Source organism: Halomonas sp. AOP12-B1-6 (genome assembly GCF_052379225.1).
GTDB lineage: Bacteria > Pseudomonadota > Gammaproteobacteria > Pseudomonadales > Halomonadaceae > Vreelandella > Vreelandella casei.
The window spans coordinates 254,725-281,088 of the sequence record NZ_JBQSYK010000003.1 but is presented as its reverse complement, the minus strand read 5'-3'; the positions used below and the strand labels follow the sequence as shown (position 1 = coordinate 281,088).

Genomic DNA, 26,364 nt, shown 5'->3' with positions numbered 1-26,364 from the left:
TGAGAGGACTCGGGGCATTTTTTTAGTCAGCCTTATTCGGTGCGTTTCTTATCAGCGTGCTGCTCGGCGCGCGTTTCGTGCTGCAAATACACCCGCTAAGAGCATCACGCCGGCCAGCAGCCAAGCAGGCCAGCTTCCGGTACGCGTAAACGGCGTTAAGCCTTCCATAGCGTAGAACTCGCCCTTGAGTGTGGCTGTCTGAAACTGCGGAGCGCGTTCAACGATATGGCCAGTGGGATCGATAATCGCCGTAATGCCGTTGCTGGTCGCGCGAAGCACGTAGCGGCCATTTTCTAGCGCGCGTAGCCGTGCCATCTGCAGGTGCTGATTAGGGCCGATAGAGGCGCCAAACCAGGTGTCGTTGGAGACGGTTACGATTACGTCGCTACTTTGCGCGCGACGGGCTACTAGCCCTGGGTAAATGATTTCGTAGCAGATTGCGTTACCAATATAGGTTCCCGCTGCCTGCATGGGCGCTTGTTCCGTCGCTCCTTTGGTAAAGGATGACATGGGCAGGTCAAAAAAGTTAATCGCCCCGCGCAATAAGCTTTCCAGCGGCAAGTACTCACCGAAAGGCACTAAATGCTCTTTCTGATAGCGGCCTTCGACATTGCCAACGCCAATCACACCATTGAAGTAGCGTTCCTGCTCATCGCGTTGCACGACGCCGGTCAGCAGGGCAACGTTGGGCGGTAGGTTCGCTTGCACTCGTTCCAATACAGGTCGAGCCTGAGTTTCCGTCATCGGCAGGGCCGTTTCTGGCCAGATGATTAGGTCAACATCATCGGCAACGTCGCGGGTCAGCTGGCTATAGGTATTAGCCGCTACGCGCTGGCCTTCTGAGGTCCACTTTACAAGCTGGGGTAGATTGCCTTGCAGCAATGCTACCCGCGTTGGCTCGCTGGCTTGCGTGGTCCACAGCGTGGGAAGTGCTAAAGGAATTAACCAAATGGCGGCGAGTGGAGCAAGCGTCCACCACTGACGGCGCAGCAGTAGCTCCGCTGCGAGTGCGCCGCTGAGTGCAACCAACAGAGACAGTAAATAGACCCCGCCAACGGGCGCCCAGGAGGCTAGCGGCGAGTCAACGTAGCCAGAGCCCAGCAGTAGCCAAGGAAAGCCAGTAAACAGATAGGTGCGCAGTATCTCGCCCAGTACCCAGGCCCCAGCAAAGCTAATAAACGCGAGGCGAGCGGATGTAAAGCGTCGGTAGAGCCAAAAAGTGCCGGCAAAAAATAGCGCCAGAACGGTAACAAACAGGGCAGTCAGAAATACTGCCAGTGGAACCCCGGTATAACCGTAGTCATGAATTGATACGTATACCCACGACGTACCGCTGGCGAACAGTGCAACGCCATATAGCCAGCCTTTAAGGGCCGCTTGAGCAGGCGTTAGCGTGTGCAGCCCAGCGTATAGCAGTGCAATCGCAACAGGCCCTAGCCACCATAGTTCGAAAGGGGAGGCGGTTAGCGTAGTGAAGCCGCCTGCCACCAGCGCGGCAAGCAGCTGTAACAAAAACGCGGGGGGTAAGCCCATAGCGATGACCTATCGTCGGTAAAATTTGAGGGAGTGGATAGAGAGACAATGAAATGGCGTGGATTAGGCCTGCTTGTCTTCTTGATCGTCGTCTTCATCTTCATCACGACGGTGATCACGATACGCCTCAAGCAGGCGTATACGCCGAGTATCCGCGTTGAGAATGACAAACCGCCAGCCACCGAGGATGGTATGTTCGCCGCGCCGGGGCAGATGGCCGAACTGTTGCATGACCAGGCCGCCGACGGTATCAAATTCGTCATCGGAGAATTCAGTACCAAAGCGCTCGTTGAAGTCTTCGATGGGGGTCAGTGCGCGAATGGCGAAATGGTCATTTTCAATCTCGCGAATATCGTCTTCTTCATCGGTATCGTGCTCATCTTCGATATCGCCGACGATCTGCTCAAGAATATCTTCGATCGTAATGATGCCAGCAGTGCCGCCGTATTCGTCTACGACCACCGCCATATGGTTATGCGTATCCCGAAACTCTTTCAGCAAGCTGTTAAGACGCTTTGATTCGGGAATAAACATGGCAGGGCGCAAGATGTCGTCTAACTTGAAAGCGTCGCGCTGGGCCTGCGTCTGCGAAAGCAGCGGCAGTAAGTCTTTAACTAGCAGTATGCCCTTGATGTCATCCAAATTTTCGCCGATCACCGGGTAGCGTGAATGGCCGGTTTCTTGGATTAACGGCAAATAGCCGTCGCTTGCTTGATCTAGGGCTATTGCCGACACCTGCGAGCGCGGGATCAGCACTTCACGTACCTGCTGATCGCTAATATCAAGCGCGCCTTCAATGATCATGATGGCGTCTTGATCAAGCTTTAATTTGCCTGCGGTATGGCGTAAAAACGTCATCAGCTCATCTCGTGAGCTGGGTTCGTCATTGTCTCCGGAAAGGGCGCCAAAGAGTTTCTCGAGCCAGGATTTTTGACTAGGGGTGCTCGATCGGTCTTCGCTCATGCGTCAAATCTCTTGTTTGCGGACAGACAGTTGCAATGTCAGGTGGCTAATTTATCAATGAAGCTGTTGTATCAGCTGAGCAAGGATAGTACCAGATTCATTGCAGGGTGATTGGACACTCCAATAATTAGGGCAGCCGCTTGCTAACGCTCCGAGCGACTATCGTCATCGCCAGCACCGGTATCCGTCGCATAGGGGTCGGGAATATTCAGCTCAGCTAGTAGCTCGCGCTCGAACTGCTCCATCTCCTCCGCTTCCTGGTCATCAATATGGTCATAGCCCATTAAGTGCAGGGTGCCATGCACGACCATGTGCGCGTAATGATGCTCCAACAATTTGCCTTGCTCGCTGGCTTCCTGCGCTACGACCGCGTGACAAATCACTAGGTCGCCTAGTAGGGGCAGCTCAATGCCTGGTGGGCTTTCAAAGGGAAACGACAGTACGTTAGTGGTTTTGTCTTTACCGCGATAGTCACGGTTAAGCGTCTGGCCTTCGAGTTCATCCACAAAGCGAATGGTCAGCTCACGTCGCTGATCATCAGGGTGGTGCGCAAAAACGCAGCCCACCCATTGGGTGAGCTGTATCAGCGAAGGAAGCAGCGGTTCGTTGATAGCCGCCTGGCGATCAATCACTATCTCGCTGAGTGTGCCTGCGCTCATCGTGAGCGGTCCCATGAATCTTCTCGGGCATGTATACGCGCATCGCGTTCTTGCTGGCGTGCTTCTTGGCGAGCGCGCTCTTCGACTTCCTGCTGGGACTCAAACATATCGTAGGCTTCGATAATGCGTTGAACCAGCGGGTGGCGTACAACATCTTTGGCAGCAAAGTGAGTAACGCCGATACCCTGGGTGTCTTTTAACACGTCGAGTACTTGGATCAGACCGGAGCGCTGGCCTTTGGGCAGATCGACCTGGGTAACGTCGCCCGTTATCACCGCCGTGGAGCCAAAGCCAATCCGGGTTAGGAACATTTTCATCTGTTCCGGCGTGGTGTTCTGGCTCTCATCCAAAATAATATAGGAGTTATTGAGCGTGCGGCCGCGCATATAGGCCAGCGGTGCAATCTCAATCACCTGACGCTCAATCAGCTTTGCGACCTGCTCAAAGCCGATCATTTCGTAGAGGGCATCGTAAAGCGGGCGCAGGTAAGGGTCGATTTTTTGAGCCAGATCGCCCGGTAGAAACCCTAGTTTTTCACCAGCTTCAACCGCTGGGCGTACCAGCAATATGCGTCGGACTTCTTGCTGGTTGAGTGCTTCGACCGCCGCGGCTACCGCTAAATATGTTTTACCCGTACCCGCGGGACCGACGCCAAAATTAATGTCGTGCTCACGGATACTGCTAACGTAGCGCTGCTGATTAAGCCCGCGAGGTTTGATCATAGTGCGCGGTGTGCGCATGATCACTTCATCGCTACTGCCGGTGCTTTCCTCTTCGTCTTCCAGTGCTTCAAGCCCTGATTCCTGAAGGAAAAGATGCACGGTATCCGCGTCAAGATCATTGGCTGCTGTTTCGCGATAAAGATGTTCCAGCACGTTGGCCGCGGCCTTAATACGGTTGGCAGCGCCGGCCAGCTGAAACACATTGCCCCGGTTGCGCAGCGTCACGTCCAGGCGGCTTTCAATCAACTTCAAATGCTCGTCCTGCTGGCCGCAAAGGCTAGCAAGGCGCTGCGGATCATTGGGTTCAAGGCTTAAGGTGAGAATGCGATTGGCCTGAGGTGTTGGCTGGCTCAAGAGTGGGGAACCCCTCGTTAGTGTGTGTGGTGTTCAGCTTACTGCCCCGACCGGGATCGGGGCAATTACCTGTGTTAACGATTGTGCTAAGCAAACGCTCAATAGCGCTCGGGCGACGCTAGCTCACCGCGTAGCGAGTTGGGGAAGGCTTCAGTGATTTCAACATCAACAAAGTAGCCGATTAGCTCGGTAGGGTTGGCTGCCCGGAAGTTAACCACGCGGTTATTCTCGGTGCGTCCCGAAAGCTGGCCGGGGTCACGCGGCGAAAAACCATTCACCAGTACACGCTGGGTGGTTCCCATCATGCGGCGGCTGATCTGCGCCGTTTGCTGGAGGATCCGTTCTTGCAAGATGGCCAGGCGCTGCTTTTTAACACTCTCGGGTGTTTCATCGGGTAGGCCTGAGGCGGGCGTGCCTGGGCGTGCCGAATAAACAAAGCTAAACGAGTGATCGAAGCCGATTTGATGAATTAGATTCATCGTGGCTTCGAAATCTTCTTCGGTTTCGCCGGGAAAGCCAATAATGAAGTCAGAGGAGAAGCTAATATCCGGGCGGTTGGCGCGGATACGCTCCATCTTATCAATGTATTCCGCCGCCGTATGGCCACGCTTCATCGCCGTGAGAATACGGTCAGAGCCGGACTGAACCGGTAGGTGCAGGTGGCTCACAAGTTCAGGGATATCCGCGAAAGCATCGATGAGGCTTTCAGTGAATTCAACCGGATGTGAGGTCGTGAAGCGCACGCGGTCAATGCCGTCTACCGCCGCCACGCAGGCAATTAACTCGGCTAGGTCGATCTCATCGCCCAGCTGATTTTCACCGCGGTAGGCGTTAACGTTCTGCCCCAGCATATTGATTTCGCGCACGCCTTGATCGGACAGGTGTATGACTTCATCCATTACCGCTTCAAAGGGACGAGAAACCTCCTCGCCACGCGTGTAGGGCACGACGCAGAAAGTGCAGTACTTTGAGCAACCTTCCATAATCGATACAAACGCCGAGGCGCCATCAGAGCTTGGCTTAGGCAGGTGATCGAATTTTTCGATTTCTGGAAAGGTAACGTCGACTGCGGCAATTTGATTATTGCTACGAGCATCCAGCATTGAGGGTACGCGGTGCAGCGTTTGCGGCCCAAATACCATGTCTACATGCGGCGCACGTTTGCGAATCGCTTCGCCTTCCTGGCTTGCCACGCAGCCGCCAACGCCAATCACTAGGTCGGGATTCGCATCTTTGAGCTTTTTCCAGCGTCCCAACTGATGGAAAACCTTTTCCTGCGCTTTTTCGCGAATTGAGCAGGTGTTCAACAGAATAACATCCGCCTCGCGCTCATTGTCCGTGAGTTCGAGCTGGTGAGATTCACCGAGTAGATCCGCCATACGGGAGGAATCATACTCGTTCATTTGGCAGCCGTGCGTTTTGATGAAGAGCTTCTTCGCCATCGGTACCTGTCATCTATGAGTCGTCGGGGGACGAGGATGAATGGAAAGTGATCGTGCGGCCCATGTTTGTCATCACCAGGCCGCAATCTTTAATAGCGGCATTATACGGATACAAGAAAGCAGCGGCTAGCGTTCCTCAATAATCGATACTTGACCATCACATTTCTATGGGTATACTACGCACCGTGTTTGAGCAGTTCCTCGATAGCTCAGTTGGTAGAGCAAATGACTGTTAATCATTGGGTCACAGGTTCGAGTCCTGTTCGAGGAGCCAATATTTTGCGTAAAGTATTTGGCAAAAAAGTACTTGGCAAAATTTTTGAAAACGCTGTGTTAAACACGACAACTTATTATGTTCCTCGATAGCTCAGTTGGTAGAGCAAATGACTGTTAATCATTGGGTCACAGGTTCGAGTCCTGTTCGAGGAGCCAAGTTGTACTGCCTTATTTAACTATCGCTGACGGCTTACCGTTAAAGATAGCGCAAGATTCCTCGATAGCTCAGTTGGTAGAGCAAATGACTGTTAATCATTGGGTCACAGGTTCGAGTCCTGTTCGAGGAGCCATCTAGTACGCCTCGCATCATTTACGTCTTGGTAAGCTAGCAACCTTTCCGCTGTACTGTATTCTTATCCCTCATTAACTGCATCGCTATATCTTAGCCCGCTGCCGAATGGCACCAGGGTGTTTTATGCTGTTTAGCAAACGGGTATGTGACGATTGAGTGCTTTAAATAATGTTTTGATGTCGTCAATTTAGCCATTAAAAAACGCCGGCCCGTTGACGGTGCCGACGTTCGTTAGCCCTGATGAATTAGCGTTTAGCGGCTAATCTGCGGTTGTCTTGGAGCTTGGCGTAGTCAAGTAATATTTCTGCAGATTCAAGCACATGAGCGCGATCGACGGACGTTTTTTCGTCTTCTTCGCCTTCGCTCTCAGTCTCAGCATCTGAGTCCTCTGTCGCATCTTCTACGCCTTCGCTGCGAGCATCCATCCACTCGTCTAGCTCATCAAGACCCAGTGCACGACGGCGCTGGTTTTCAAGAGAGAGTTGCTCGGCTTCTTGCGCTTCCATTTCGCGCTTACGCTGCTCGCGATTTAAGCTCACGCTGGTGTGCTGCTCGCGTAGTTGACGGGCCAGCGTTGACTGGCGCTCCAGGTAGCGGAAATTCGGATTGTTCTGCGCCCGGGTGTCGTGCTGGGCAATGAGTTTGTCCAGCACGTTTTCTGGCTCACCATAGCGACGATACTGCACGTTTTGTACGGTATCCCACTCTAGCGCGTTATCTAGGCTGCTTTCGCCAATCCGTTCGGGGTCAATCAAGCTCGGAAAAATAATGTCCGGTTCAACGCCGCGATTTTGCGTGCTGTCGCCAGAAATGCGATAGAACTTGGCGCGCGTTAGCTTAATTTGCCCGTGGCTTAGATCATTAAGCGTTTGCACCGTCCCTTTACCAAACGTTGATGTACCCAGAATCAGGCCGCGGCCATAGTCCTGTATGGCGCCCGCAAAGATTTCAGACGCTGAAGCAGAGAGACGGTTGACGAGAACGCCTAGCGGGCCGTCGTAGTGAGTGCCGGCTTCAGTATCGCCATACAGCTGAATACGGCCTTGAGCATCACGTACTTGCACCGTTGGGCCGCGATCGATAAACAGTCCGATCAGCGAATTAGCCTCTTGCAGTGCACCGCCGCCGTTGTTGCGAAGATCCAGCACAATGCCTTCTATGCCTTCTTCTTTGAGGCGATCGATTTCTCGCGCTACGTCACGCGTAGTGCTGCGATATTCTTCTTCACCAGCTTGGAATGCGTCAAAATCAACGTAAAAGGTAGGTACGTTGATCACCCCAAGGCGATGGGGCTCACCGTCGCGTTCGACCTCAATCACTTCGCCGTGAGCGGCTTGATCTTCAAGGCTAACGGTGTCGCGAGTAATTTCAACGGTTTGTGAGCGCGTCATATCAACTGCCTGAGCCGGCACTACATCCAGGCGAACGACAGAGCCTTTAGGGCCGCGAATGAGATCAACGACGTTGTCCAGGCGCATACCGACGACGTTGACCATCTCACCGTCTTCTTGGCCAACAGCAATGATGCGATCTGCTGGCTCCAAGATGCCTGCGCGTTCTGCGGGACCGCCGGGCACCAGGCTTGCGACTTTGACGTATTCACCGTCAGATTGAAGCAGCGCGCCGATACCTTCCAGTGAAAGGCTCATCTGAATATCAAATGACTCACTTTGACGAGGAGAAAGATAGCCAGTGTGCGGCTCAATGCTGCCAGTGACTGCCGCCATGAGTACGCCGAAAACGTCTTCGGGTTCAGTCTGGTCTATGCGAGTGAGCTGACCTTCGTAGCGTTGACGCAGGTTGCTTTCAATCTGCTCGTTATCCTGATCGGTTAGTGCAAGCGTGAGGGCATCATTTTTGAGGCGTTTGCGCCACAGGTCATCCAGCTCGCTTTGACGCGTAGCCCACGGAGCGTCTTCACGATCAATCTCTAGACGCTCATTGCTCTCAAAATTAAAGTCTAGCCCTTCATCAAGCTGTGCAAGCAGTGACTCCAAGCGCGAACGCTGCCGCTCACTGAATGCATCGTATAACGCGAAAGCCTCGTCCAAGTCGCCGTTGAAAATAGCGTCTGCCATGTCGGATTCTAAGTGACGGTAGGGCTCAATATCACTACGTAACAGGTAAGCTCGCTGATTATCTAGAATGTCTAAATAGCGCTGGAAGACGTCTTCTGACCACGCTTCATCAAAGTTAATATCAGCATAGTGGCCATAGCGGAGTGAGTCCGCGATTTCCACAGCCGCCTGGCGTTGTTCGTCGGTCGGCTCAAGTTGCGCTAATGCTGCTGGGCTGGTAATAACCAGCATGACAGCTAGGGCGACCGAACGCGAAAGCGTTGCAAACAAGCTCATCAGTCAAGCTCTCCCGGATTTGTGTACACTCATTCTTCCCTAGACTCGCGTATGACCCATGAGTTGCGTAGGGCCGAGGGATATTGTAGCAGGTCGTTTGCACGATGAGACTCAATCATTACTGTTATGAGGATTTCCATGTCCGAGACTTTCAACGCTGATCGTTTAACGCGTCTATGCGATTTTCTGCGCCGATCGCCGACTCCATGGCATGCCGCAGGCAATATGGCAGCACGCTTGGAGCAAGCTGGGTTTCAGCGGCTGGAAGAGAAGGCAAATTGGCAGTTGATGCCGGGCGAGCGCTATTACGTCACCCGCAATGACTCGGCGATTATTGCTTTTCAGCTGCCAGCGTCTGAATTAACCAGCCTGCGCATGATCGGCGCACATACCGATAGTCCTGGGCTGCACTTAAAACCTAACGCGACGCAGCGGTCTGCTGGCTGGCTACAGCTGGGCGTGCAGGTGTACGGCGGCGTGTTGTTAGCACCATGGTTTGACCGGGATTTGGGATTAGCGGGCAGGGTGCATGTACGTCATGCCGATGGGCGCTTAGAAAGCGTGCTGCTTAACGTTGATCAGCCGGTTGCTATGGTGCCGAGCCTAGCGATCCACCTTGATCGCGATGTGAACAGCGGCCGCGCGCTGAATGCTCAAACGCAGATGGCGCCCGTGCTGATGCAGAGTGAGACGGCCACACTCAGCGAGCTGTTGGCGCAATGGGTAAGCGAGCAGCATGGCTTAAATGATATTGAGATCGTTGATTTTGAACTAAGTTTTTACGATGTACAGCCGCCGTCTTTGGTCGGCGTAAAGCAGCAGCTGGTAGCAAGCGCACGCTTAGATAACTTGCTTTCTTGTTTTATTGGTTTGGAAGCGCTGTTGGCCTGCGATGGCGCTCAGGGCACGCTATTGGTAGCCAATGATCATGAAGAAGTTGGAAGCGCTAGCGCCTGCGGCGCCCAAGGGCCATTTTTGGCAGATGTGCTCAAGCGCATTAATGCTCAAGTGGGTGGCCGCGAGGGTGATAAAGGCAGTGAGGAATCGCTAATTCAGTTGATTCAGTCGTCTTACATGATTTCGTGTGATAACGCTCACGCACTGCATCCTAACTTCCGCGATAAGCACGATGAGCGTCACGGCCCTGCGATTAACGGTGGCCCGGTGATTAAGGTGAATGCTAGCCAGCGCTATGCCACCAATAGCGTGACAGGGGCGTTATTTAGAGATGTGTGCCGCGAGGCGGGCGTGCCGGTACAGTCGTTTGTAACGCGAGCGGATATGGGCTGTGGCAGCACGATTGGGCCAATTACCGCCACAGAGTTAGGTGTTCCCACCATTGACGTTGGCATCCCCCAATGGGCAATGCACTCCATCCGGGAAACGGCAGGTACTCACGACGTTGAGCACTTGACTCGCGCGCTGACGCTATTTCTAAATCGAGCGGTCTTGAGCTGACGTAGGTAGCCGAAGCAGGTAAGAACCTAAATAGATAATAGCAAAGCAAAAAGCCCGCTGATGTGATCAGCGGGCTTTTTTGTACTGCTTAAATGCGTTTGGTGGCTACGCCCTGATTTGAACAGGGGACCCCATCATTATGAGTGATGTGCTCTAACCAGCTGAGCTACGTAGCCTTTCAACGGGGGCGAATGATACCAGAGATATTTCGCTCGTCAACTGCTTCGTGCCAAGAATCATATCGGCAACCTGTCCAGCGTGGTCAATAGTGCTTTTTACTCACTCTTGTTTTGGCTCACTGCTCGAGTGTTTTTCTGGCGTTTCAGCAGTGTGTGAAATATGCGGGCGATCAAGGGCATTGCGCCAGGCGCGATGTAAGCCACGTTGAACATCGTCGAAGACCTGCTGAGAAATTAGCCGGTCTTGTACCATTTCTTCCATGCTCTCAGTACTTCGGCGGAGCGCAAAAAGTCGTAGCATGCGCTGTTCGAGACGATACGCATGGGGTCCAAACTGTGCTTCCGTTTGCTGGATCGCCTGGTCAACCGCGGTAATCCGGACGTCGAGTATCTCATCGAGCAAGGCGCACATGCGCTCACCGAAGAGTGGCGTTAGCCGCTGCGTATTGTAGTGGCGCAGCTCCTCAAGCGCGGCACGACGGCAAATCAGCAGCTCAAAACGGTTGGTCAGCAGCCACGACAGCGGCCAGCGTATGCGTAGGTGGCGGTTGAGCCAGATGCTTGGTTTTAGCCAGAGGCTGGTGGCCAGAATTTTACGTGCTTCTCGGTTGTATCCAATACGGCCGTCTGAGCGGACGGCATCAATAGTTCTGCCACTGTTATGCATCATGGCATCCAGGTTGTGAATGCTGGTGACGCCGCTGCCGTAGCGAGGAATAAGGTCGCGTTCTCGAATTGCCAGCGTGACCAGGGCGATGGTCATTCGGTCACGCTCTGGAAGGGCTTGATCAAGATCGAGCGGTGCCGTTTCAATGGCCATGTCGCGGTGATAGCGCGCAATGACTTCCTCAGTGATTGACGGAGCAATATGAAGATTGTGCGCGGTGCGCTTGACAGCATTTTCGACATCCGTGGTCGATAGACGAATCGCTTGCTGCTGAAGAGCGCTGTCGTGGTGGCTTAACTTATTGAGCTTTAGGCAGCGAATAACGCCGCGCAGGCTGGCGCCGTTAACTAATAGGCTGAATAGCACGAAGCCGGTAGCCAAAATAGCCACGAAGTGGCGGATCTGTTCGGGGAGTGCCGTTTGCTCCGCTATGCCCAGGGCCAGCACGAGCGTCACCGCACCGCGCAATCCCCCCCAAGTAATGGCTAGCTTGTAGCTGGCGCTGATAGGGGCAGAAAGTTTGAGCCGGCTGAGCAGTGGCAAAAAGCCGAATAAAGCCACTAGGCGGGCCAGTAGGGTCGCAACGATAACGACGGCGAGCATTGGTAGCCATGCAAGCGTAATGCCCTCCAGCATTTTCGGCACCTGCAGTGCGGCTAGCAGGAACACGGTGGCACCAGCGAGCGAGGCAATTTGCGCCCAAAGTAGCTGTAAATACGCCCAGTTGGCGGGCGAAGTGCGCGTTCGCCCTAGCCCGCTGAGCACTAGCCCCGTGGCCACCACCGCCACAACGCCCGATACCCCAATGCTTTCGCCAATAAGGTAGACGGGGTAGGGCAACGAAAGCGTTAGCGCCGTTTGTGCTTTGCCATCATTGCCAAAAAATGCCAGTACAGCAGCGCCAATTCTTCCGGCCGCGGCGCCAAACAGTAGGCCTCCACCGAAGTCGGCCGCGAGGGCCCAGGCGCCTGCTTGCCACGTCGCAGCGGCGGCATTGCCGGTGAGCGATGCCACCAGCACGCCAACGATAGCAATGGCGGCAGCATCATTAAGTAGGCTTTCTCCTTCAACTAAGCGTATCAGTCGTGCCGGGGCACCCACGCTGCGAAAAATCGCAATCACTGCCGATGGGTCGGTCGTCGCAATGACCGCTCCCAACAACAGGCCGGTCGAGAGTGCCACGCCGCTCAATAGCCACACCGAGACGCCGACCATACCGGTGGCAATAAAAACAGCGACCACTGCCAGCAGCAAAATAGGTGCCGCATCCGGCATCATTTCGCGGACATCAACACTCAGTGCCGCTTGAAAAAGCAAGGGAGGCAGGAATATCCACAGGTAGATTTCGGCAGGTAGTGATGCGGTCAATAGCGGGTCGAACTGATGGATCTCTGGCCACAGTGTTGACAGGGTGGCGTATGAGAAGCCGAGCGTCATGCCCACTAGCGCCAATAATGTCGCTTCAGGAAAGGCCGTGCGCGCAGAGAACCACTGCACAAACGCAATAATGGAGAGTAGTAAGCTACCCAGGATCAGTAAATTGAACAGTATTTCCATGGATAATACGTTCCAGCCAGATAAAGTCTGGGGCAAGTATCGATGGCTTGAGGCGATGCTTTCTTAAGCACATCGTTTATCAGGCGTGCCGCACGGCCCTGAGCGCATTGATGCGCCTAGGGCCTGCGGCGTCGTGACAATTAGACGTTGAAGCGGAAGTGAACTACGTCGCCATCTTTAACAATGTACTCTTTGCCTTCCAGACGCCATTTACCGGCATCTTTGGCGCCCTGCTCGCCGTTTAGCGAAACAAAGTCGTCGTACGCGACAACTTCGGCGCGGATAAAGCCTTTTTGGAAGTCGGTGTGAATCACGCCGGCGGCCTCAGGGGCGGTGGCGCCTTCTTTAACCGTCCATGCGCGGACTTCTTTTACGCCGGCGGTGAAGTAGGTTTGAAGGCCCAATAATGAGTAGCCTGCACGAATGACGCGATCCAGTCCTGGCTCTTCCATGCCCATTTCGCTTAAGAACATAGAGCGTTCTTCATCGTCCAGCTCGGCGATTTCAGCTTCCAGCTGATTGCACACGGGTACCACGAGTGCGCCTTCCTCAGCGGCGATTTCATTAACAATGTCCAAATAGGGATTGTTCTCGAAGCCGTCTTCGTTGACGTTAGCGATGTACATGGTGGGTTTCAGCGTTAAGAAGCCAAAGCTCTTCACCTGGCGCTGTTCTTCTTCGCTCAAGCCAAAGCTGCGCAAAGGAAACCCTTCCGCTACGTGCGGCTGAATGCGGTCTAGGATTGCTTTAGTAGCAATTGCATCTTTGTCGCCGCCTTTCACCGAGCGAACGAGGCGCTGGCTGGCTTTTTCAACGGTATCGAGATCGGCAAGGGCGAGCTCGAGGTTAATCGTTTCGATATCGGCGCGTGGGTCGACGTGGTTGGCTACGTGAATGACGTTGTCATTATCGAAGCAACGCACAACATGAGCGATGGCTTGGGTTTCACGAATATTGGCCAGGAATTTATTGCCTAAACCTTCGCCCTTGGAGGCGCCCGCGACCAGGCCGGCAATGTCGACAAACTCCATCGTGGTCGGCAGTACTTTTTGCGGCTTGACGATCTCAGCAAGCTTGTCGAGACGCGGGTCCGGCATCGGAACGATACCCACGTTCGGCTCAATGGTGCAGAAGGGGAAGTTCTCTGCATCGATGCCTGACTTTGTCAGTGCATTAAACAGTGTGGACTTGCCGACGTTGGGCAGACCGACGATGCCGCAGTTGAAACCCATAAAATGTTCCTGAAAAGTGTTTGTGTAAATAAGGCGGTGAGGCGTGAAAGTAATCGCTATTCTACGAGATGCGCTAGCCGTCAGCCACCGACTTAACGATGGCCTTTCGAAAGCTTACTCTGGCTTAAGGCTATGTAACTTATTCATGGCTTTTGCCCAGTCGCCTGATAGTGCTAATGGCAGGGTGGCGATGCACTCATCTGTGGCGCGAACAATGGCTTCTTGTTCGGCCTTGCCGGGGCGCCCTAGAACATAATTGGTCACCTGGCGTGCTTCACCGGGATGGCCAATGCCAATCCGTACGCGATGAAACTGCTTCTGATCACCTAATGCGCTGATAATGTCGCGCAGCCCGTTATGTCCGCCGTGCCCACCACCGGTTTTATAGCGTGCCTGGCCGGGAGGCAGGTCGAGCTCATCATGAGCGACCAGTAAGTTTTCAGGCGTAAGCTTAAAAAACTGACACAGTGCTGCCACGGCGGCGCCACTGCGATTCATAAAGGTAGCGGGATTGAGTAGATGTAGCTCATGCTCGCCCATCCGCACTTTTGCATAGTGGCCGAAAAACTTTTTTTCCGGGCGCAGTTCACCGTGGGCAATTTGCGCAATGGCATCGACTAGCCAGAAGCCGGCGTTATGTCGCGTGGCTTCATATTCAGCACCTGGGTTGCCTAGCCCAATAATGGCCTTTACCTGGCTCATCTTCCCACCTCCAAAAAATTTCCAGAAGAAATTTTCGGCGTCGCGTAAGCGGCGGCCCGAAGGGCGGCTACCAGTGGTGGCTTGCCGCAAAAAAAATCAAGCGCCGAGGCGCTTGATTTTAACATCATGTCAGCATCACGAGGGCCATGCAGGCATGGCCCCAATAGAGTGCTTAACAGGGTACTTACTCGGCGCTGGAACCTGCTTCGCCTTCGCTTTCACCGGCTTCTTCTTCTTCTTCAGCACGCTCTTTTACTTTAGAGATGCTTAGTACGGCATTGTCGTGCTCTTCACCGTGAGACAGGTCAACAGAAGTGACGCCGGCCGGCATGGTGAGGTCTGACAAGTGTAGCGTCGTACCCAGCTCAACCGCTGCGATGTCGACTTCGATGAAGTCAGGCAGATCTTTCGGCAAGCAGCTGATCGCAATGTCGTTGGACAGTACGTGAAGTTCGCCGCCTTGATCTTTGATACCGACACATTTCTCTTCGCCCGTGACGTGCAGCGGCACGTTCATGGTGATTTCGTGAGTAGCATCAACGCGCAGGAAGTCAGCGTGGGTCAACAACGGCTTGAAAGGGTGGCGCTGCAGATCACGAACAACAACCTGCTCTTCTTTGCCGTCGATCATTAGCTTGATCACTGAAGAGAAGAAAGTCTCGTCTTCGATCGCTTTGTAGAAAGCTGTTTTTTCTACAGAGATAGACTGCGCGCCTTTCTCGCCACCGTATACAACGGCTGGCACTTGCTGGTTCGCACGACGCAGGCGGCGGCTCGCACCTTTCCCCAGGTCGTTACGAACGCTAGCTTTTAGGATGAAATCAGACATGGAATTGCCTCTTAGTTTAAGTAAGGAAGGCGCTGCCGACCGCGACCAGATGACAGCGTTTCCGTGGCCCCAAAAGGGGGCTATATCGTCAGACGATTAGTGGAACATCGCGCTGACGGATTCTTCGTTGCTGACGCGACGAATCGCTTCTGCGATCAGGCCGGCAACGCTCAACTGGCGAATTTTTCCGCTACGACGTGCAATGTCAGAAAGCGGGATAGTGTCGGTCACCACCACTTCATCCAGTACGGAGTTGGTAATGTTGTCGACCGCAGGGCCAGACAAAATTGGATGAGTTGCATAAGCCACAACGCGCTTGGCGCCATGCGCTTTAAGCGCTTCACCGGCTTTGCATAGCGTGCCTGCGGTGTCGATCATATCGTCGACGACGACGCAGGTGCGGCCTTCAATCTCACCAATGATATGCATCACCTGGGCTTGGTTAGCCTGAGGGCGACGCTTATCAATAATGGCAAGATCGGCATTTAGCTGTTTGGCGATGGCGCGAGCGCGAACAACGCCACCTACGTCTGGAGAAACAACGACTAAGTCACTGTAATTCTGACGCTCAATGTCATCCAGCAGGATGGGTGAGCCATACACGTTGTCGACCGGTACGTCGAAGAAGCCTTGGATCTGGTCAGCGTGCAGATCCATGGTCATCACGCGGTCAACGCCTGCTTTAACCATCATGTCGGCAACGACTTTGGCAGAAATAGGCACGCGAGCGGAGCGTACGCGACGGTCCTGGCGTGCATAGCCAAAGTAGGGGAGTACCGCAGTGATGCGGGCTGCTGAGGCGCGACGAAGAGCATCGACCATCAGAATCAGCTCCATTAAATTATCGTTTGTCGGTGCACAGGTAGACTGCAGAATGAAAACGTCCTTGCCACGTACATTTTCATTGATCTCGACTGCGATTTCGCCGTCGCTAAATTGACCCACCGTGGCGTTACCCATCCGGCTGTCCAAGCTCTCGGCAATTTTTTGAGCGAGCTCGGGATTGGCGTTCCCAGTGAAAACCATCAATTTTGACACGCGCAGCCACCTTTGCAGTATTGGGGATCGGGGGATAAAACGCTGACCAACCCTAGGTTGGCTGGGGTACCAGGATTCGAACCTGGGAATGCCGACACCAAAAACCGATGCCTTATCACTTGGCGATACCCCAACAATAAACGATTGCGATGACAGAGCGCTTTCAGCTGCCCAGAGCTTTTGTGAAATAGCCCAAGTCATCATGTAGGGGGGAGGTGTTGAGTCCGTGCGCTACCCACGTAGGCCAGCGTTTAGCTGACAAATGAGCGATTGCCTGTGCGGCCTGTTGCGTCTGAAACGCAGCAAACAAACAGGCACCCGTGCCGGTTAGGCGACTAGGCGCATACTGTTCGAGCCAGTCGAGCGCTTCCGCAATCGGCGGATAACGCTTCTTTACGACGGCTTCACAGTCGTTGCGCCACTCCGGTGCTCCCCCCTGCAGTGCGCGCGCCATAGTAATGGGGCGGCTGTCACGTGTCAATTGCGGGTCTTGGAAGACGCTGGGAGTAGAGACGCTAATGCCCGGATGAATAATCACGAACCACGGAGCATCAAGCGTGACCGGGGTAAGTTGTTCACCAACGCCTTCTGCCCAAGCGGTGTGCCCATGCACAAAAACCGGTACGTCGGCTCCCAGCTGCAGTCCGAGCTCGGCTAACGCGTTAAGAGACAAGCCTAATTGCCAAATATGATTGAGCCCCACCAAAACAGTCGCTGCGTTGGAGCTGCCGCCGCCCAGTCCACCGCCCATCGGCAGGCGTTTTTCAACGTCTAGAGTAATACCCAGATGCGAGCTGCTATATTGCTGCAGTAGTCGCGCGGCGCGCACGATCAAGTTGTCCTCGTGATCAACGCCGCTAACCTCACTGGTGAGGTGGATTTCACCATCATGCCGAGGCGTAAAGGTAATATGGTCGCAGAGGTCAATAATCTGGAATAGCGTTTGCAAGCTGTGATAGCCGTCTTCACGACGGCCCACAATATGCAGCATTCGATTAAGCTTTGCCGGTGCTGGTAGCGTTAGTGATGCGATCATTTAGGCTCTTTTGCATGCGCTTAATTACTCGCCGCTGGCTTGCCATTGATTCACCACTAGGGTGATGCGAACGTCGTCATAGTGCATGACTAGCCGGCGGGGCAGCCATAGTTCATCGACTCTTTCCCAGTCCCGGTAATCGATTTCCCAGCCGTCTTGAGTCAGATGGCTGGGAAAGCCCAGTTCGTCGGTTTCGATTTGATAACTGCCATGTTCACCGGGTAGGCCGCGCACCCAGTCGGGCATGGCGCTGACCGGTAGTGCCCAGCCAAGCTGTTCCTCCATGAGCGCTTCGGGCGTTTCAGCTTCAAAACGTCCGTCGCTGTTGGAGAGTGAAAAACGTCCTTCACGGCCTTCAAGCACGTTGCGTCCGCCGCCAAAAGGGCCGCTGATCAGCATGCGGAAATAGTGGGGGTGCTGGTTCCAGTCAAGGTTGGCGCTTATGTTTTCTTCCGGTGTGCGCAGGCCAGCCTTGCCTACCAGTGTCCAAGTATCAAACGCTTCAACGTCGGCCTGTTGGCGCTCCCACTGGCCGGATTGGCGGCCGCTTTCATCGATGGGGCCTTGGGATGCACAGCCAGCGAGTAACAGCAGCGCCATGCCCGTCAGCCAGAGGCGTGAAGAAGGAAGAGAAAGCGGAAGGCGGGATGAAAGGGACGTCATTGTCAGCATAAACAGGCTCCATGTTAAATAAGGGTAAGTGCAAGATGAATTTTTTAGTGTAAGGAGTAGGGTACCATTATTGATCAATACCCTTCTCAGTCAGCACGTTGATTTTAACGTGTCATTGATGATTTTTGTTAAGGCGTTAGCTCCGGGTGACGCTGCAGTAGCTCGTCAATTAGCGGATGCCGATCGGTTCGCTGCATGACTTGCTGGAGAACTCGGCGCGCTTCTTCATCACGCCCTAGCGCCTGGAGTACTTCTGCTAAATGCGCCCCGACCTCTTGGTCCGGTAGTTGCGCGTAGGCGCTTTCTAACCAAGATAATGCTTCTTCTAAATTGCCAAGGCGGTAGTAGGCCCAGCCCATGCTGTCGAGTACGGCAGGATTGCTGGGCTCTGCCTCATAGGCACGTTCAATAAACTCAAAGGCCTCTTCCAGGCGGTCAGGCAGATTTAACTCAATCAGAGTGTAGCCCAGTGCATTAAGCGCTTCGGCATTGTTTGGGTCAGTGACCAGCACTTGGCGTAAGTCGCTTTCCATGCCGGCAATGTCGCCCGTTCCCCAGCGGCGCATTGCTCGCATATAAAGTAGCGCTTCGTCGTCAGGCGTGCGTGTTATTTCTCGATCTAGCAGCGCTGCAGCATCTTCTCGCTGATTCGCTTCATCCAGCAGCTGCACTTCGAGCATTGCCAGCTCAGTGAAATAACGCTCCGAGCGCATTCGTTCAATGCGTAGAAAGGCGCGGGCATCAAGCAGGCGGTCTTCTTCAAGTAGCATTTGGGCCGCTGTCGCACGCGCGGGCATAAATTCATCGCCCTCGCTGACTTGACGGTAATACAGCAGGGCGTTGTCGATATCGCCCTGCTCCTGGGTGATGGCGCCCAGCAGGTAATACGCTAAGTTGGGTACGTCGGGTTGGCCGATCAGCGGCTGGAGTAAACGTTGGGCGGGGGCGGGGTGGCCCTCTTCAAAATAAAGCTGGGCGAGGGCTAAACGCAGCTCTTGATTGCCGCCATGGCTTTCTAGCAGCGCATCCGTTTGAACTTCGGCAGCGCTGATATTGCTAAGCCGAATTTCCGCCTGCGCTAATAGCAAAATAAAGCGGACATCGTCAGGGGCCAAGCTAAGGCCCTGCTCGGCAGCTTGCTGAGCCGCTTTAAGATTACCTGTCTCAAAGGCTAGCCGCGCTTTCGCGAGCCATAGCGCGGCGGACTCAGGTTCGAGTGCTTCTACTTGGTCAAGCCGCTGCTGAGCGCTGGCGGTGTCGCCAAGCGCCGCTTCAATCAATGCGGTCGCCAGCACTACATCGCTGTGATGCTCTAATTGCGCGGCATTGGGTTGGGCTAGGTGGTCGCGCAACTGCTGGGCGATTAACGTTAATGGCGCATTTTCAGCGACGGCAATCTCTGCAAAGGCGGTTAAATCGCCGTGGCCGCCTGCTTCAGTAATTGAAAGCCGCTGGGCTAGGCTGTCGAGCCAATCACCGCGCTGCAGTGAAAAAGCCGCCAGTAGGCGATTAGGTGTTTCTGCTTGAGGCGCCAGCTCGCGCCAGCGCAGTGCAGAGGCTTCTATTAAAGAGGTTTCATTGCCAAAGCGGGCGGCGAACGTCGCCCGCTCAGCGAGCGCAGGCTCTTGGTAGCGCTGCGCGGCATCCAGATAACCTTGGCTGGCGTAGCGGTAGTCGCCTCGCTGGCCAGCAAGCTCTGCCCCTAGCAGTGCACTGAGCCCTGCCGCATCGAGCCCGCGGGTGATCGGCGGCGCGGTGCGCATTGGATCGTCTGTCCATGGGCCTAGCGGTCCATCCTGCGAGCTGGGTGCCGATTGGCAGGCGCTTAGCAGCAGCGCAGCAGCGGTCATGGATAATAGGGTCGAACCCCTTAAAATAGAGCCCATCGATGTGGTGCCCAGTAATGTAGAGCGAAGTCGCATGCGTCTCTCAATTAAGTGGCCGAATGCTCAGCATAGCGGCTTGCCTGCCTGCGGCAAAGTGGTGTGGGCCAGATGATAGCCTGCTGTGATAGAATGTTCCTCCTTGAAAAAGTGATTGGCAATCTTTATGCATACTGAATGTGCCTCACTTAGACCATAGCTAAGACTTGTTTTAGCAAGCCCCAATTGACGTTACAGCTGCCTGCTTAGATCAGCGGCTGACGAAAAGTCCGACACACTAGCGAAGACGCATAACGCATGACGCTTCTTGCCCTGGGAATAAATCATCGTACCGCCACCGTGGCCGTGCGTGAGCAGGTCGCTTTTACGCCAACGCAGCTTGATGCCGCGCTGGCCGAATTGCGTGGCCTGCCGCAAATTAGTGAAGCGGTCGTGCTATCCACCTGTAATCGCACGGAGCTTTACTGTGTCACGGATGCGGCTGGTGAACAGGCAGTATTGAATTGGCTTGGGCGCTTTCATAATCTTCGCGTCGATGAGCTGACTCGCTGTGCCTATCATTATTTAGACAACGATGCGGCGCGCCATTTGATGCGCGTAGCCGTTGGCCTGGACTCTATGGTGCTGGGCGAGCCGCAGATCCTGGGGCAGTTAAAAGATGCCTATCAGCAGTCACGTCAGTCCAAAGGTTTGGGCGGCGAGCTTGAGCGACTCTTCCAGCATACTTTTGCCGTCGCTAAACAGGTACGCACCGAGACCGGTATTGGCAAAAACCCTGTTTCAGTGGCGTATGCCGCTGTCAGCATGGCCAGCCGTATTTTTGATGATTTCAGCCGTTCGCGGGCGCTATTGATTGGCGCCGGTGAAACCATCGAGCTAGTGGCTCGGCATTTAAATGAGGCGGGCGTTCGTCAGCTGACCGTTGCGAATCGTACTCGTGAGCGCGCCGAGCGTTTGGCAGGGCCCTTGGGTGCGTCGGCGATTACCCTTCAAGAAATTCCTGAAGCGCTTGAACATGCCGATATCGTGATCTCCTCTACCGCATCGCCGCTACCTATTCTGGGCAAAGGTATGGTGGAGCGGGCGCTTAAAAAGCGTCGCCACCGGCCGATTTTTATGGTGGACATTGCTGTACCTAGGGATATCGAACCCGAAGTCGGCGAGCTGGCGGATGTATTTCTCTACACCGTTGATGACTTGGAAGAAGTGATCCAAGAGAATCGTCGTCATCGCCAGGTAGCCGCAGACCAAGCCGAATCATTAATTGAGCACGGCGTCGGGAGTTGGCAGCACGAGCGGCGTATTCGTAACGGCGGCGAGTTGATCCGCGACTATCGCCAGCAGGGTGAGGCGCTGCGTGATCTTACCCGCGACCAGGCCTTAGCGCGGCTGGCAAGTGGTGAAGACCCCGCTAAAGTCATTGAGCGCTTAGCGCACCAATTGACCAACCGCCTGCTTCATCAGCCGACACAGGCAATACGCGATGCTGCGTCTGAAGAGCGCCACGAGCTGCTGAATGCGGCGACGCGCCTACTTCTGCCCGCCAAACCTGCCTTTGAAACCACGCCTGTGCCTAACCGTCAGAAGGATGATACGCCCGCATGAAAGAGACTTTGCGCCAACGCTTAGACAGCTTTACGGAACGCTTTGAAGAGCTGGCGATGCTGCTGTCTGATCCAGAAGTGATCAATAACCAGCAGCGTTTTCGCGACTACTCGCGTGAGTATTCCGAGCTAGAAGAGCTGGTAGCTGCCTGGCAGCAGTATCGTGACGTTGAAGCCAATATGCAGGATGCCGAGCAGCTTAGCGGCGATAGTGATGCGGATATGCGTGAATTGGCCGAGATGGAGCTAAGCGAAGGGCGCGATCGGCTAGCTGAGCTGGACATTGAGTTAAAGCGTTTACTTGTGCCTAAAGATCCTGATGATGGGCGCGGGGTGTTTCTGGAAGTACGCGCGGGGACCGGCGGCGATGAGGCGGCTATTTTTGCCGGCGACCTATTTCGCATGTACTCACGCTATGCCGAAAAGCGCGGTTGGCGAGTGGAAGTTGTCAGCGCCAGCCACGGCGAGCAGGGTGGTTACAAAGAGATTATCTCCCGCGTTAAAGGCGATGGCGTATACGCACAGCTGAAGTTTGAATCCGGTGCTCACCGGGTGCAGCGCGTACCCGCAACCGAATCACAGGGGCGTATTCATACCTCTGCCTGCACGGTCGCGGTGATGCCAGAAGTCGATGAGGTCGGTGATATCACGATTAATCCCGCCGATCTGAGAGTGGATACCTACCGCTCCAGTGGCGCCGGTGGCCAGCACGTTAACACCACCGACTCAGCAATCCGCATTACCCATTTACCTACCGGCGTCGTGGTGGAGTGTCAGGAAGAGCGTAGCCAACATAAAAACCGCGCCAAAGCGATGTCGCTGCTGGCGGCGAAATTGAAGCGCAATGCCGTCGATGCTCAGCATCAAACGCAGTCGGATGCGCGGCGTTCGCTGGTAGGCTCTGGGGATCGCAGTGAGCGGATCCGCACCTATAATTTTCCGCAAGGGCGGATTACCGATCACCGGATTAATTTGACGCTTTATAAGCTCAACGAAGTGGTGAGCGGCGAACAGCTTGACGATGTCATCAGCCCGCTGATTCATGAGTATCAGGCGGAACAGCTTTCTGCTCTTCAGGACGCCTAATGCTGTTTGATGCGCTGCTTAAACAGGCCGCTCTGCGCTTGCAGGCGGCGGGCTCGCTTTCACCGCGCGTCGATGCAGACGTGCTGTTAAGCCACGTTACAGGGCGTGATCGAACCTGGCTTTATACCTGGGGCGACCAGCGCTGTCCGACTTGGGAGCATGCGCGTTTTGATGCCCTCGTGGCGGCACGCGCCCAAGGGACGCCTGTTGCTTACTTAATTGGCGAGCGCGAGTTCTGGGGGCTGCGTTTAGCCACCTCGCCCGATACGTTAATTCCCCGGCCTGATACGGAAACCCTAGTAGCGCAGGCGCTTAGCCGAGCGACAGCATCGGCAGGCCGCCTGCTTGATCTTGGTACAGGCACTGGCGCTATCGCGTTAGCGTTTGCCAGTGAGCGGCCAAGTTGGGAAGTGCTCGGCATGGATGTGCGCGTCGAAGCGGTGGCATTGGCCGCCCGTAATGCACAGTCGCTTGCGATTACCAATGCCGCGTTTTGCCAAAGCGACTGGTTTAGTGCTTTAAGTACCGATGAGAAGAGCGTGGCGTCGTTCGATATGATCGTGAGCAACCCACCTTATATTGCTGCCGATGATCCACATTTAGCGCAGGGCGATGTACGCTTTGAACCTCGCTCTGCACTAGTGGCGAAGGCCGATGGCATGGCCGATTTGCTGCACCTGGTAAATGCCGCTCAGCGCTATTTGGCGCCGTCCGGCTGGTTACTGCTTGAGCATGGCTACACCCAGGCGGATAAAGTACGCATGGCGCTCAGCAGCGCGGGCTATCAAAACGTTGAAAGTGTTTGTGACCTAGGCGGACATGAACGCGTTACTCTTGGGCGCTTAAAATAACGGCCTGATTATTAGCAATGGATTCTGGCATGAAACCTAAAAATAGAACGCTGGACCGTATCGATCTTAAAATTTTGCGCTCCCTGCAAGAGAATGCGCGCATTTCCTACGTTGATTTAGCCTCAGAGGTTGGGTTGTCCACAACGCCTTGTCTTGAGCGCGTTAAGCGACTGGAGAAGGCCGGCATTATTCGTGGCTACCAAGCGATTCTTGATCCACGAGCCTTAAAGGCCAATTTATTAGTCTTTGTTGAGATCAGCTTAGAGACACAGTCGCCCGCCGTTTTTGATGAGTTTCGTCGCGCGGTCGAAAAACTCCCCCAGATCCAAGAGTGTCATCTTGTCTCAGGCCAGTTCGACTACATCTTAAAGTGCCGTATCCCCGAAATGGCCGCCTATCGGCAGCTATTGGGAGATGTCGTGTTAACGCTACCGGGTGTAAAAGAATCCAAAAGCTACGTGGTGATGGAAGAGGTAAAAGAAAGCTTTAATTTACACGTTCCCGCCTATGAGGAATTTGAGGATAAGTAAGCCCATGATGGATGACCAGGCGCTGCTGCGCTATAGCCGCCAGATCATGCTGCCCGAGGTTGATATAGAGGGCCAAGAACGCCTGCAGTCGGCCCACGCGCTGATTGTTGGCGCAGGCGGCCTTGGCTCACCGGTTGCGCTCTATTTGGCGGCTGCGGGCGTGGGGAGCATCACCATTGCCGATGCTGATCACGTTGAGCTTTCCAATCTTCAACGCCAAATCGCTCACCAGCAGGCTAGCATCGGTGGCAATAAAGCGCGCTCAGCTCAAGCCAGCATGCAGGCGCTTAATCCGCACTGTCGCGTTATCGCGTTAGATCAGCATGTAGCCGGTGGCGCGCTTGAACGCTTAGTCGCGTCTGTGGATGTCGTGCTGGACTGCACCGATCGTTTTTCAAGCCGCTATGCAATCAATGCAGCATCACAAATGACCGGTGTGCCGTTGGTTTCTGGCGCCGCCATACGATTTTCTGGGCAACTGGCGGTATTTGACCCCCGCCGAGCTGATTGCCCCTGCTATGCCTGCCTTTACCCGCCGGATGATAGCGGCGACGAAGCGCTCAGTTGCTCAGAAAGCGGCGTCATGGCGCCTCTTGTCGGCTTAATTGGCTGCTTTCAAGCGGTGGAAGCTTTCAAACTACTCAGCGGCGCCGGCACAGCCCATCAAGGGCTATCCACGTTTGATGGTTTGAGCGGCCAATGGCGCCATTTTCAGGTTCCAAGAGACCCTGCCTGCCCGGTATGTGCATCGCTTCGATAAGGACAGTTGTTGGGCTACTTTACGCGCGGGCTGAAACGCGCAGACGAACATAGTCGGCTGTCCAGTTTCCTTGCTCATCACGCAGGCTGTGCTCAAGAAGCATCAAAGTATCCTCTAGTACGGCTTCGCGTACGCTCTCATCCAAACCATGCATAAACGGGCTGGCAAATGTTTTTAACCATCCTGCCATGCCGGTCGGTAGCGGCGTTGGGCGAGGAATCAGAGCGATACTCTCAACCTCAAAGCCGGCACGTTCTAACTGCTTCGTATACTCGGTGGGGGTAGGGAAATACCATGGATGACGGCCTTCTATGCTAATGCCACGCAGGTGCAGCGCAGCGATCAGTGCCGTGCAGATCGCCGCTACATTACCGTGGCCGCCAAATTCGGCTACCAATCGACCGCCCGGTTTTAATGCCCGTTTAACGCCCACTAAAACCGGCTGCGGATCAAGCATCCAGTGCAGAGCCGCATTGCTGAACACTGCGTCAAACTCATGGTCAAAATCCAGCTGGTGGGCGTCAACGATTTGCGCGGAAATGCCACGCTGACGTGTTGCGTTTACCATGTCTTCTGACGCATCGACGCCTAGTACATTGGCGCCAAGCTGCACAAGGCGTTCGGTTAAGGCACCGTCACCGCAGCCAAGGTCCAAAATGCTTTCACCGGCTTGAGGCGACAAAAGCTTAAGTACGTCGCCGCCTAGCTTCGGTACAAAGTCAGCATTCTCGGCATAGCCACTGGCATTCCACTTTTGGCCAGGCGCATTTTGAGGTGTATGAGTCATGTCTGCTTTCTAAGCCTCGTGATTATTTCATCAAGTGTCAGTCAGTATGCAGCATACGCTAGTCCTGCCAGGCTGTGAGATACTGTTGACCCATATCCAGTCGTTATATCGGTAAGTGTTAATCAGAAAAGTGCTATTCAGAGAAGCGAGGTTCCATGAACGACGTTATTGAACTGTTAAAATCCCATCGCTCGGTCCGTAAATTTAGCGATCAACCGATTCCGCGAGAGCTACTGTTAGAGCTGATTCAAGCGGGGCAGGGCGCAGCAACCTCCAGCCATGTTCAAGCCTATACCGTTATTCATGTGAAAAATGCGGCGAACCGCGAACAGATTGCGGAGTTGGCCGGTGGGCAAAGTTATATTACTACCTGCGCAGACTTTCTTGTGTTTTGTGCCGATATGAAGCGGCCCACTGAGGCATCTGAGCTCACGGGTGCCAACGTCATTCGCGGCATGACCGAGCAACTGTTGGTAGCGACGGTAGATACGGCGCTAATGGCGCAAAACGTAGCAGTGGCGGCTGAGTCTGAAGGGCTGGGCATTTGCTATATTGGCGGCATCCGCAATAATCCCCAGGCGATTAGTGATCTGCTGCGACTGCCTGAGCACGTTTATCCCGTGTTCGGAATGTGCCTTGGCTATCCTGATCACGCCCCTGAAGTTAAGCCTCGTTTAGCGGTGGAGGCCATTCTGAAGGAAGACTACTACACTGAAGACAGCGAGCAGGTTCAAGCTTTTGACGCGACTATGCAGGCTTACTATCAAGCGCGTAGCAGCAGTAATAAAGACACTGACTGGTCGCATAATCTTAAGCCACTGTTCGATAACAAGCTGCGTCCTCATATGCGTGATTTCTTGATCAAGCGCGGCTTTGAGATGAAGTAAGCCGTAAGGGT

The 26,364-nt window shown here is 54.4% G+C and carries 22 protein-coding genes and 5 tRNA genes; 10 read left to right on the top strand and 17 right to left on the bottom strand.

What is annotated here, in order from left to right; translation table 11 throughout:
- Window positions 1-51 precede the first annotated feature (51 nt).
- From lnt to miaB, 5 genes are all read right to left on the bottom strand, one after another.
- On the bottom strand, window positions 52-1,533 hold the full coding sequence (gene lnt / locus ACT3TR_RS10395; RefSeq protein WP_444625260.1) for an apolipoprotein N-acyltransferase: 1,482 nt from the start codon (window positions 1,531-1,533) through the stop codon (window positions 52-54).
- A gap of 63 nt (window positions 1,534-1,596) precedes the next feature.
- Window positions 1,597-2,496 carry an HlyC/CorC family transporter gene (locus ACT3TR_RS10390; RefSeq protein WP_096278805.1) on the bottom strand — a complete coding sequence of 300 codons (900 nt, stop codon included), beginning with the start codon at window positions 2,494-2,496 and terminating at the stop codon, window positions 1,597-1,599.
- Window positions 2,497-2,639: 143 nt separating this feature from the next.
- A complete protein-coding gene (gene ybeY, locus ACT3TR_RS10385) occupies window positions 2,640-3,155 on the bottom strand; it encodes an rRNA maturation RNase YbeY (RefSeq protein WP_444625261.1) in 516 nt (171 codons plus the stop codon).
- The gene (locus ACT3TR_RS10380; protein WP_096278809.1) at window positions 3,152-4,231 is read right to left on the bottom strand and encodes a PhoH family protein; all 1,080 of its coding nucleotides are present in this window, start codon (window positions 4,229-4,231) and stop codon (window positions 3,152-3,154) included. Before ACT3TR_RS10380 ends, ybeY begins: the two co-directional genes overlap by 4 nt.
- A gap of 98 nt (window positions 4,232-4,329) precedes the next feature.
- Window positions 4,330-5,673, bottom strand: a complete 1,344-nt coding sequence (gene miaB / locus ACT3TR_RS10375) for a tRNA (N6-isopentenyl adenosine(37)-C2)-methylthiotransferase MiaB (RefSeq protein ID WP_096278811.1) — start codon at window positions 5,671-5,673, stop codon at window positions 4,330-4,332.
- A 198-nt stretch (window positions 5,674-5,871) separates the two neighbouring features.
- On the opposite strand from miaB, the gene ACT3TR_RS10370 reads away from it, so the two are divergent.
- The 3 genes from ACT3TR_RS10370 to ACT3TR_RS10360 all read left to right on the top strand — a co-directional run bounded on the left by ACT3TR_RS10370 (window position 5,872) and on the right by ACT3TR_RS10360 (window position 6,239).
- Window positions 5,872-5,947 (top strand) — tRNA-Asn (locus ACT3TR_RS10370).
- Window positions 5,948-6,029: 82 nt separating this feature from the next.
- A tRNA-Asn gene (locus tag ACT3TR_RS10365) sits at window positions 6,030-6,105 on the top strand.
- Window positions 6,106-6,163: 58 nt separating this feature from the next.
- Window positions 6,164-6,239: transfer RNA gene (locus ACT3TR_RS10360), tRNA-Asn, on the top strand.
- A 247-nt stretch (window positions 6,240-6,486) separates the two neighbouring features.
- On the opposite strand, the gene ACT3TR_RS10355 is transcribed toward ACT3TR_RS10360, so the two are convergent.
- On the bottom strand, window positions 6,487-8,595 hold the full coding sequence (locus ACT3TR_RS10355) for a carboxy terminal-processing peptidase (RefSeq protein ID WP_444625262.1): 2,109 nt from the start codon (window positions 8,593-8,595) through the stop codon (window positions 6,487-6,489).
- Window positions 8,596-8,733: 138 nt separating this feature from the next.
- Here ACT3TR_RS10355 and ACT3TR_RS10350 point away from each other — a divergent pair, with 138 nt between their 5' ends.
- Window positions 8,734-10,053: a M18 family aminopeptidase gene (locus ACT3TR_RS10350; RefSeq protein WP_444625263.1), complete on the top strand. Its 1,320-nt coding sequence runs from the start codon at window positions 8,734-8,736 to the stop codon at window positions 10,051-10,053.
- Window positions 10,054-10,152: 99 nt separating this feature from the next.
- Here the strand turns inward: ACT3TR_RS10350 and ACT3TR_RS10345 are convergent.
- The 10 genes from ACT3TR_RS10345 to ACT3TR_RS10300 all read right to left on the bottom strand — a co-directional run bounded on the left by ACT3TR_RS10345 (window position 10,153) and on the right by ACT3TR_RS10300 (window position 19,887).
- A tRNA-Met gene (locus tag ACT3TR_RS10345) sits at window positions 10,153-10,229 on the bottom strand.
- 103 nt (window positions 10,230-10,332) lie between these two features.
- Window positions 10,333-12,456, bottom strand: a complete 2,124-nt coding sequence (locus ACT3TR_RS10340) for a cation:proton antiporter (RefSeq protein WP_096278817.1) — start codon at window positions 12,454-12,456, stop codon at window positions 10,333-10,335.
- A gap of 140 nt (window positions 12,457-12,596) precedes the next feature.
- Window positions 12,597-13,688: a redox-regulated ATPase YchF gene (gene ychF, locus ACT3TR_RS10335; protein ID WP_096278819.1), complete on the bottom strand. Its 1,092-nt coding sequence runs from the start codon at window positions 13,686-13,688 to the stop codon at window positions 12,597-12,599.
- Window positions 13,689-13,802: 114 nt separating this feature from the next.
- Window positions 13,803-14,390, bottom strand: coding sequence for an aminoacyl-tRNA hydrolase (gene pth / locus ACT3TR_RS10330; protein WP_096278822.1), 588 nt, complete (start codon window positions 14,388-14,390; stop codon window positions 13,803-13,805).
- Between the two features lie 184 nt (window positions 14,391-14,574).
- Complete coding sequence (locus ACT3TR_RS10325; protein ID WP_444625264.1) at window positions 14,575-15,219, bottom strand: 50S ribosomal protein L25/general stress protein Ctc; 645 nt, start codon at window positions 15,217-15,219, stop codon at window positions 14,575-14,577.
- Window positions 15,220-15,315: 96 nt separating this feature from the next.
- Window positions 15,316-16,257, bottom strand: a complete 942-nt coding sequence (locus tag ACT3TR_RS10320) for a ribose-phosphate pyrophosphokinase (RefSeq protein ID WP_176483380.1) — start codon at window positions 16,255-16,257, stop codon at window positions 15,316-15,318.
- Between the two features lie 58 nt (window positions 16,258-16,315).
- Window positions 16,316-16,390: transfer RNA gene (locus ACT3TR_RS10315), tRNA-Gln, on the bottom strand.
- Window positions 16,391-16,420: 30 nt separating this feature from the next.
- Window positions 16,421-17,293, bottom strand: a complete 873-nt coding sequence (gene ispE, locus ACT3TR_RS10310) for a 4-(cytidine 5'-diphospho)-2-C-methyl-D-erythritol kinase (protein WP_444625265.1) — start codon at window positions 17,291-17,293, stop codon at window positions 16,421-16,423.
- Window positions 17,294-17,317: 24 nt separating this feature from the next.
- Entirely contained in the window at window positions 17,318-17,965 is a 648-nt protein-coding gene (lolB, locus tag ACT3TR_RS10305; RefSeq protein ID WP_096278828.1) for a lipoprotein insertase outer membrane protein LolB, read from the bottom strand.
- A gap of 128 nt (window positions 17,966-18,093) precedes the next feature.
- A complete protein-coding gene (locus ACT3TR_RS10300; RefSeq protein WP_444625266.1) occupies window positions 18,094-19,887 on the bottom strand; it encodes a tetratricopeptide repeat protein in 1,794 nt (597 codons plus the stop codon).
- Between the two features lie 258 nt (window positions 19,888-20,145).
- Between ACT3TR_RS10300 and hemA the strand changes: the two genes are divergently transcribed.
- Genes hemA through ACT3TR_RS10275 form a run of 5 tightly spaced genes read left to right on the top strand, consistent with a single transcriptional unit; the run spans window position 20,146 to window position 24,679 of the window.
- Entirely contained in the window at window positions 20,146-21,453 is a 1,308-nt protein-coding gene (hemA, locus tag ACT3TR_RS10295) for a glutamyl-tRNA reductase (RefSeq protein WP_096278833.1), read from the top strand.
- The gene (prfA, locus tag ACT3TR_RS10290; protein ID WP_096278835.1) at window positions 21,450-22,538 is read left to right on the top strand and encodes a peptide chain release factor 1; all 1,089 of its coding nucleotides are present in this window, start codon (window positions 21,450-21,452) and stop codon (window positions 22,536-22,538) included. The genes hemA and prfA overlap by 4 nt, the downstream gene beginning before the upstream one ends.
- On the top strand, window positions 22,538-23,389 hold the full coding sequence (prmC, locus tag ACT3TR_RS10285) for a peptide chain release factor N(5)-glutamine methyltransferase (RefSeq protein ID WP_444625267.1): 852 nt from the start codon (window positions 22,538-22,540) through the stop codon (window positions 23,387-23,389). The genes prfA and prmC overlap by 1 nt, the downstream gene beginning before the upstream one ends.
- Before the next feature lie 29 nt (window positions 23,390-23,418).
- Window positions 23,419-23,919 (top strand): Lrp/AsnC ligand binding domain-containing protein, encoded by a 501-nt coding sequence (locus ACT3TR_RS10280; protein WP_096278839.1) that lies wholly within the window; start codon window positions 23,419-23,421, stop codon window positions 23,917-23,919.
- Between the two features lie 4 nt (window positions 23,920-23,923).
- Entirely contained in the window at window positions 23,924-24,679 is a 756-nt protein-coding gene (locus tag ACT3TR_RS10275) for a HesA/MoeB/ThiF family protein (RefSeq protein ID WP_444625268.1), read from the top strand.
- 19 nt (window positions 24,680-24,698) lie between these two features.
- On the opposite strand, the gene ACT3TR_RS10270 is transcribed toward ACT3TR_RS10275, so the two are convergent.
- Window positions 24,699-25,466 carry a class I SAM-dependent methyltransferase gene (locus ACT3TR_RS10270; RefSeq protein WP_441685185.1) on the bottom strand — a complete coding sequence of 256 codons (768 nt, stop codon included), beginning with the start codon at window positions 25,464-25,466 and terminating at the stop codon, window positions 24,699-24,701.
- A 155-nt stretch (window positions 25,467-25,621) separates the two neighbouring features.
- Here ACT3TR_RS10270 and nfsA point away from each other — a divergent pair, with 155 nt between their 5' ends.
- A complete protein-coding gene (gene nfsA / locus ACT3TR_RS10265) occupies window positions 25,622-26,353 on the top strand; it encodes an oxygen-insensitive NADPH nitroreductase (RefSeq protein WP_096278845.1) in 732 nt (243 codons plus the stop codon).
- Window positions 26,354-26,364 lie beyond the last annotated feature (11 nt).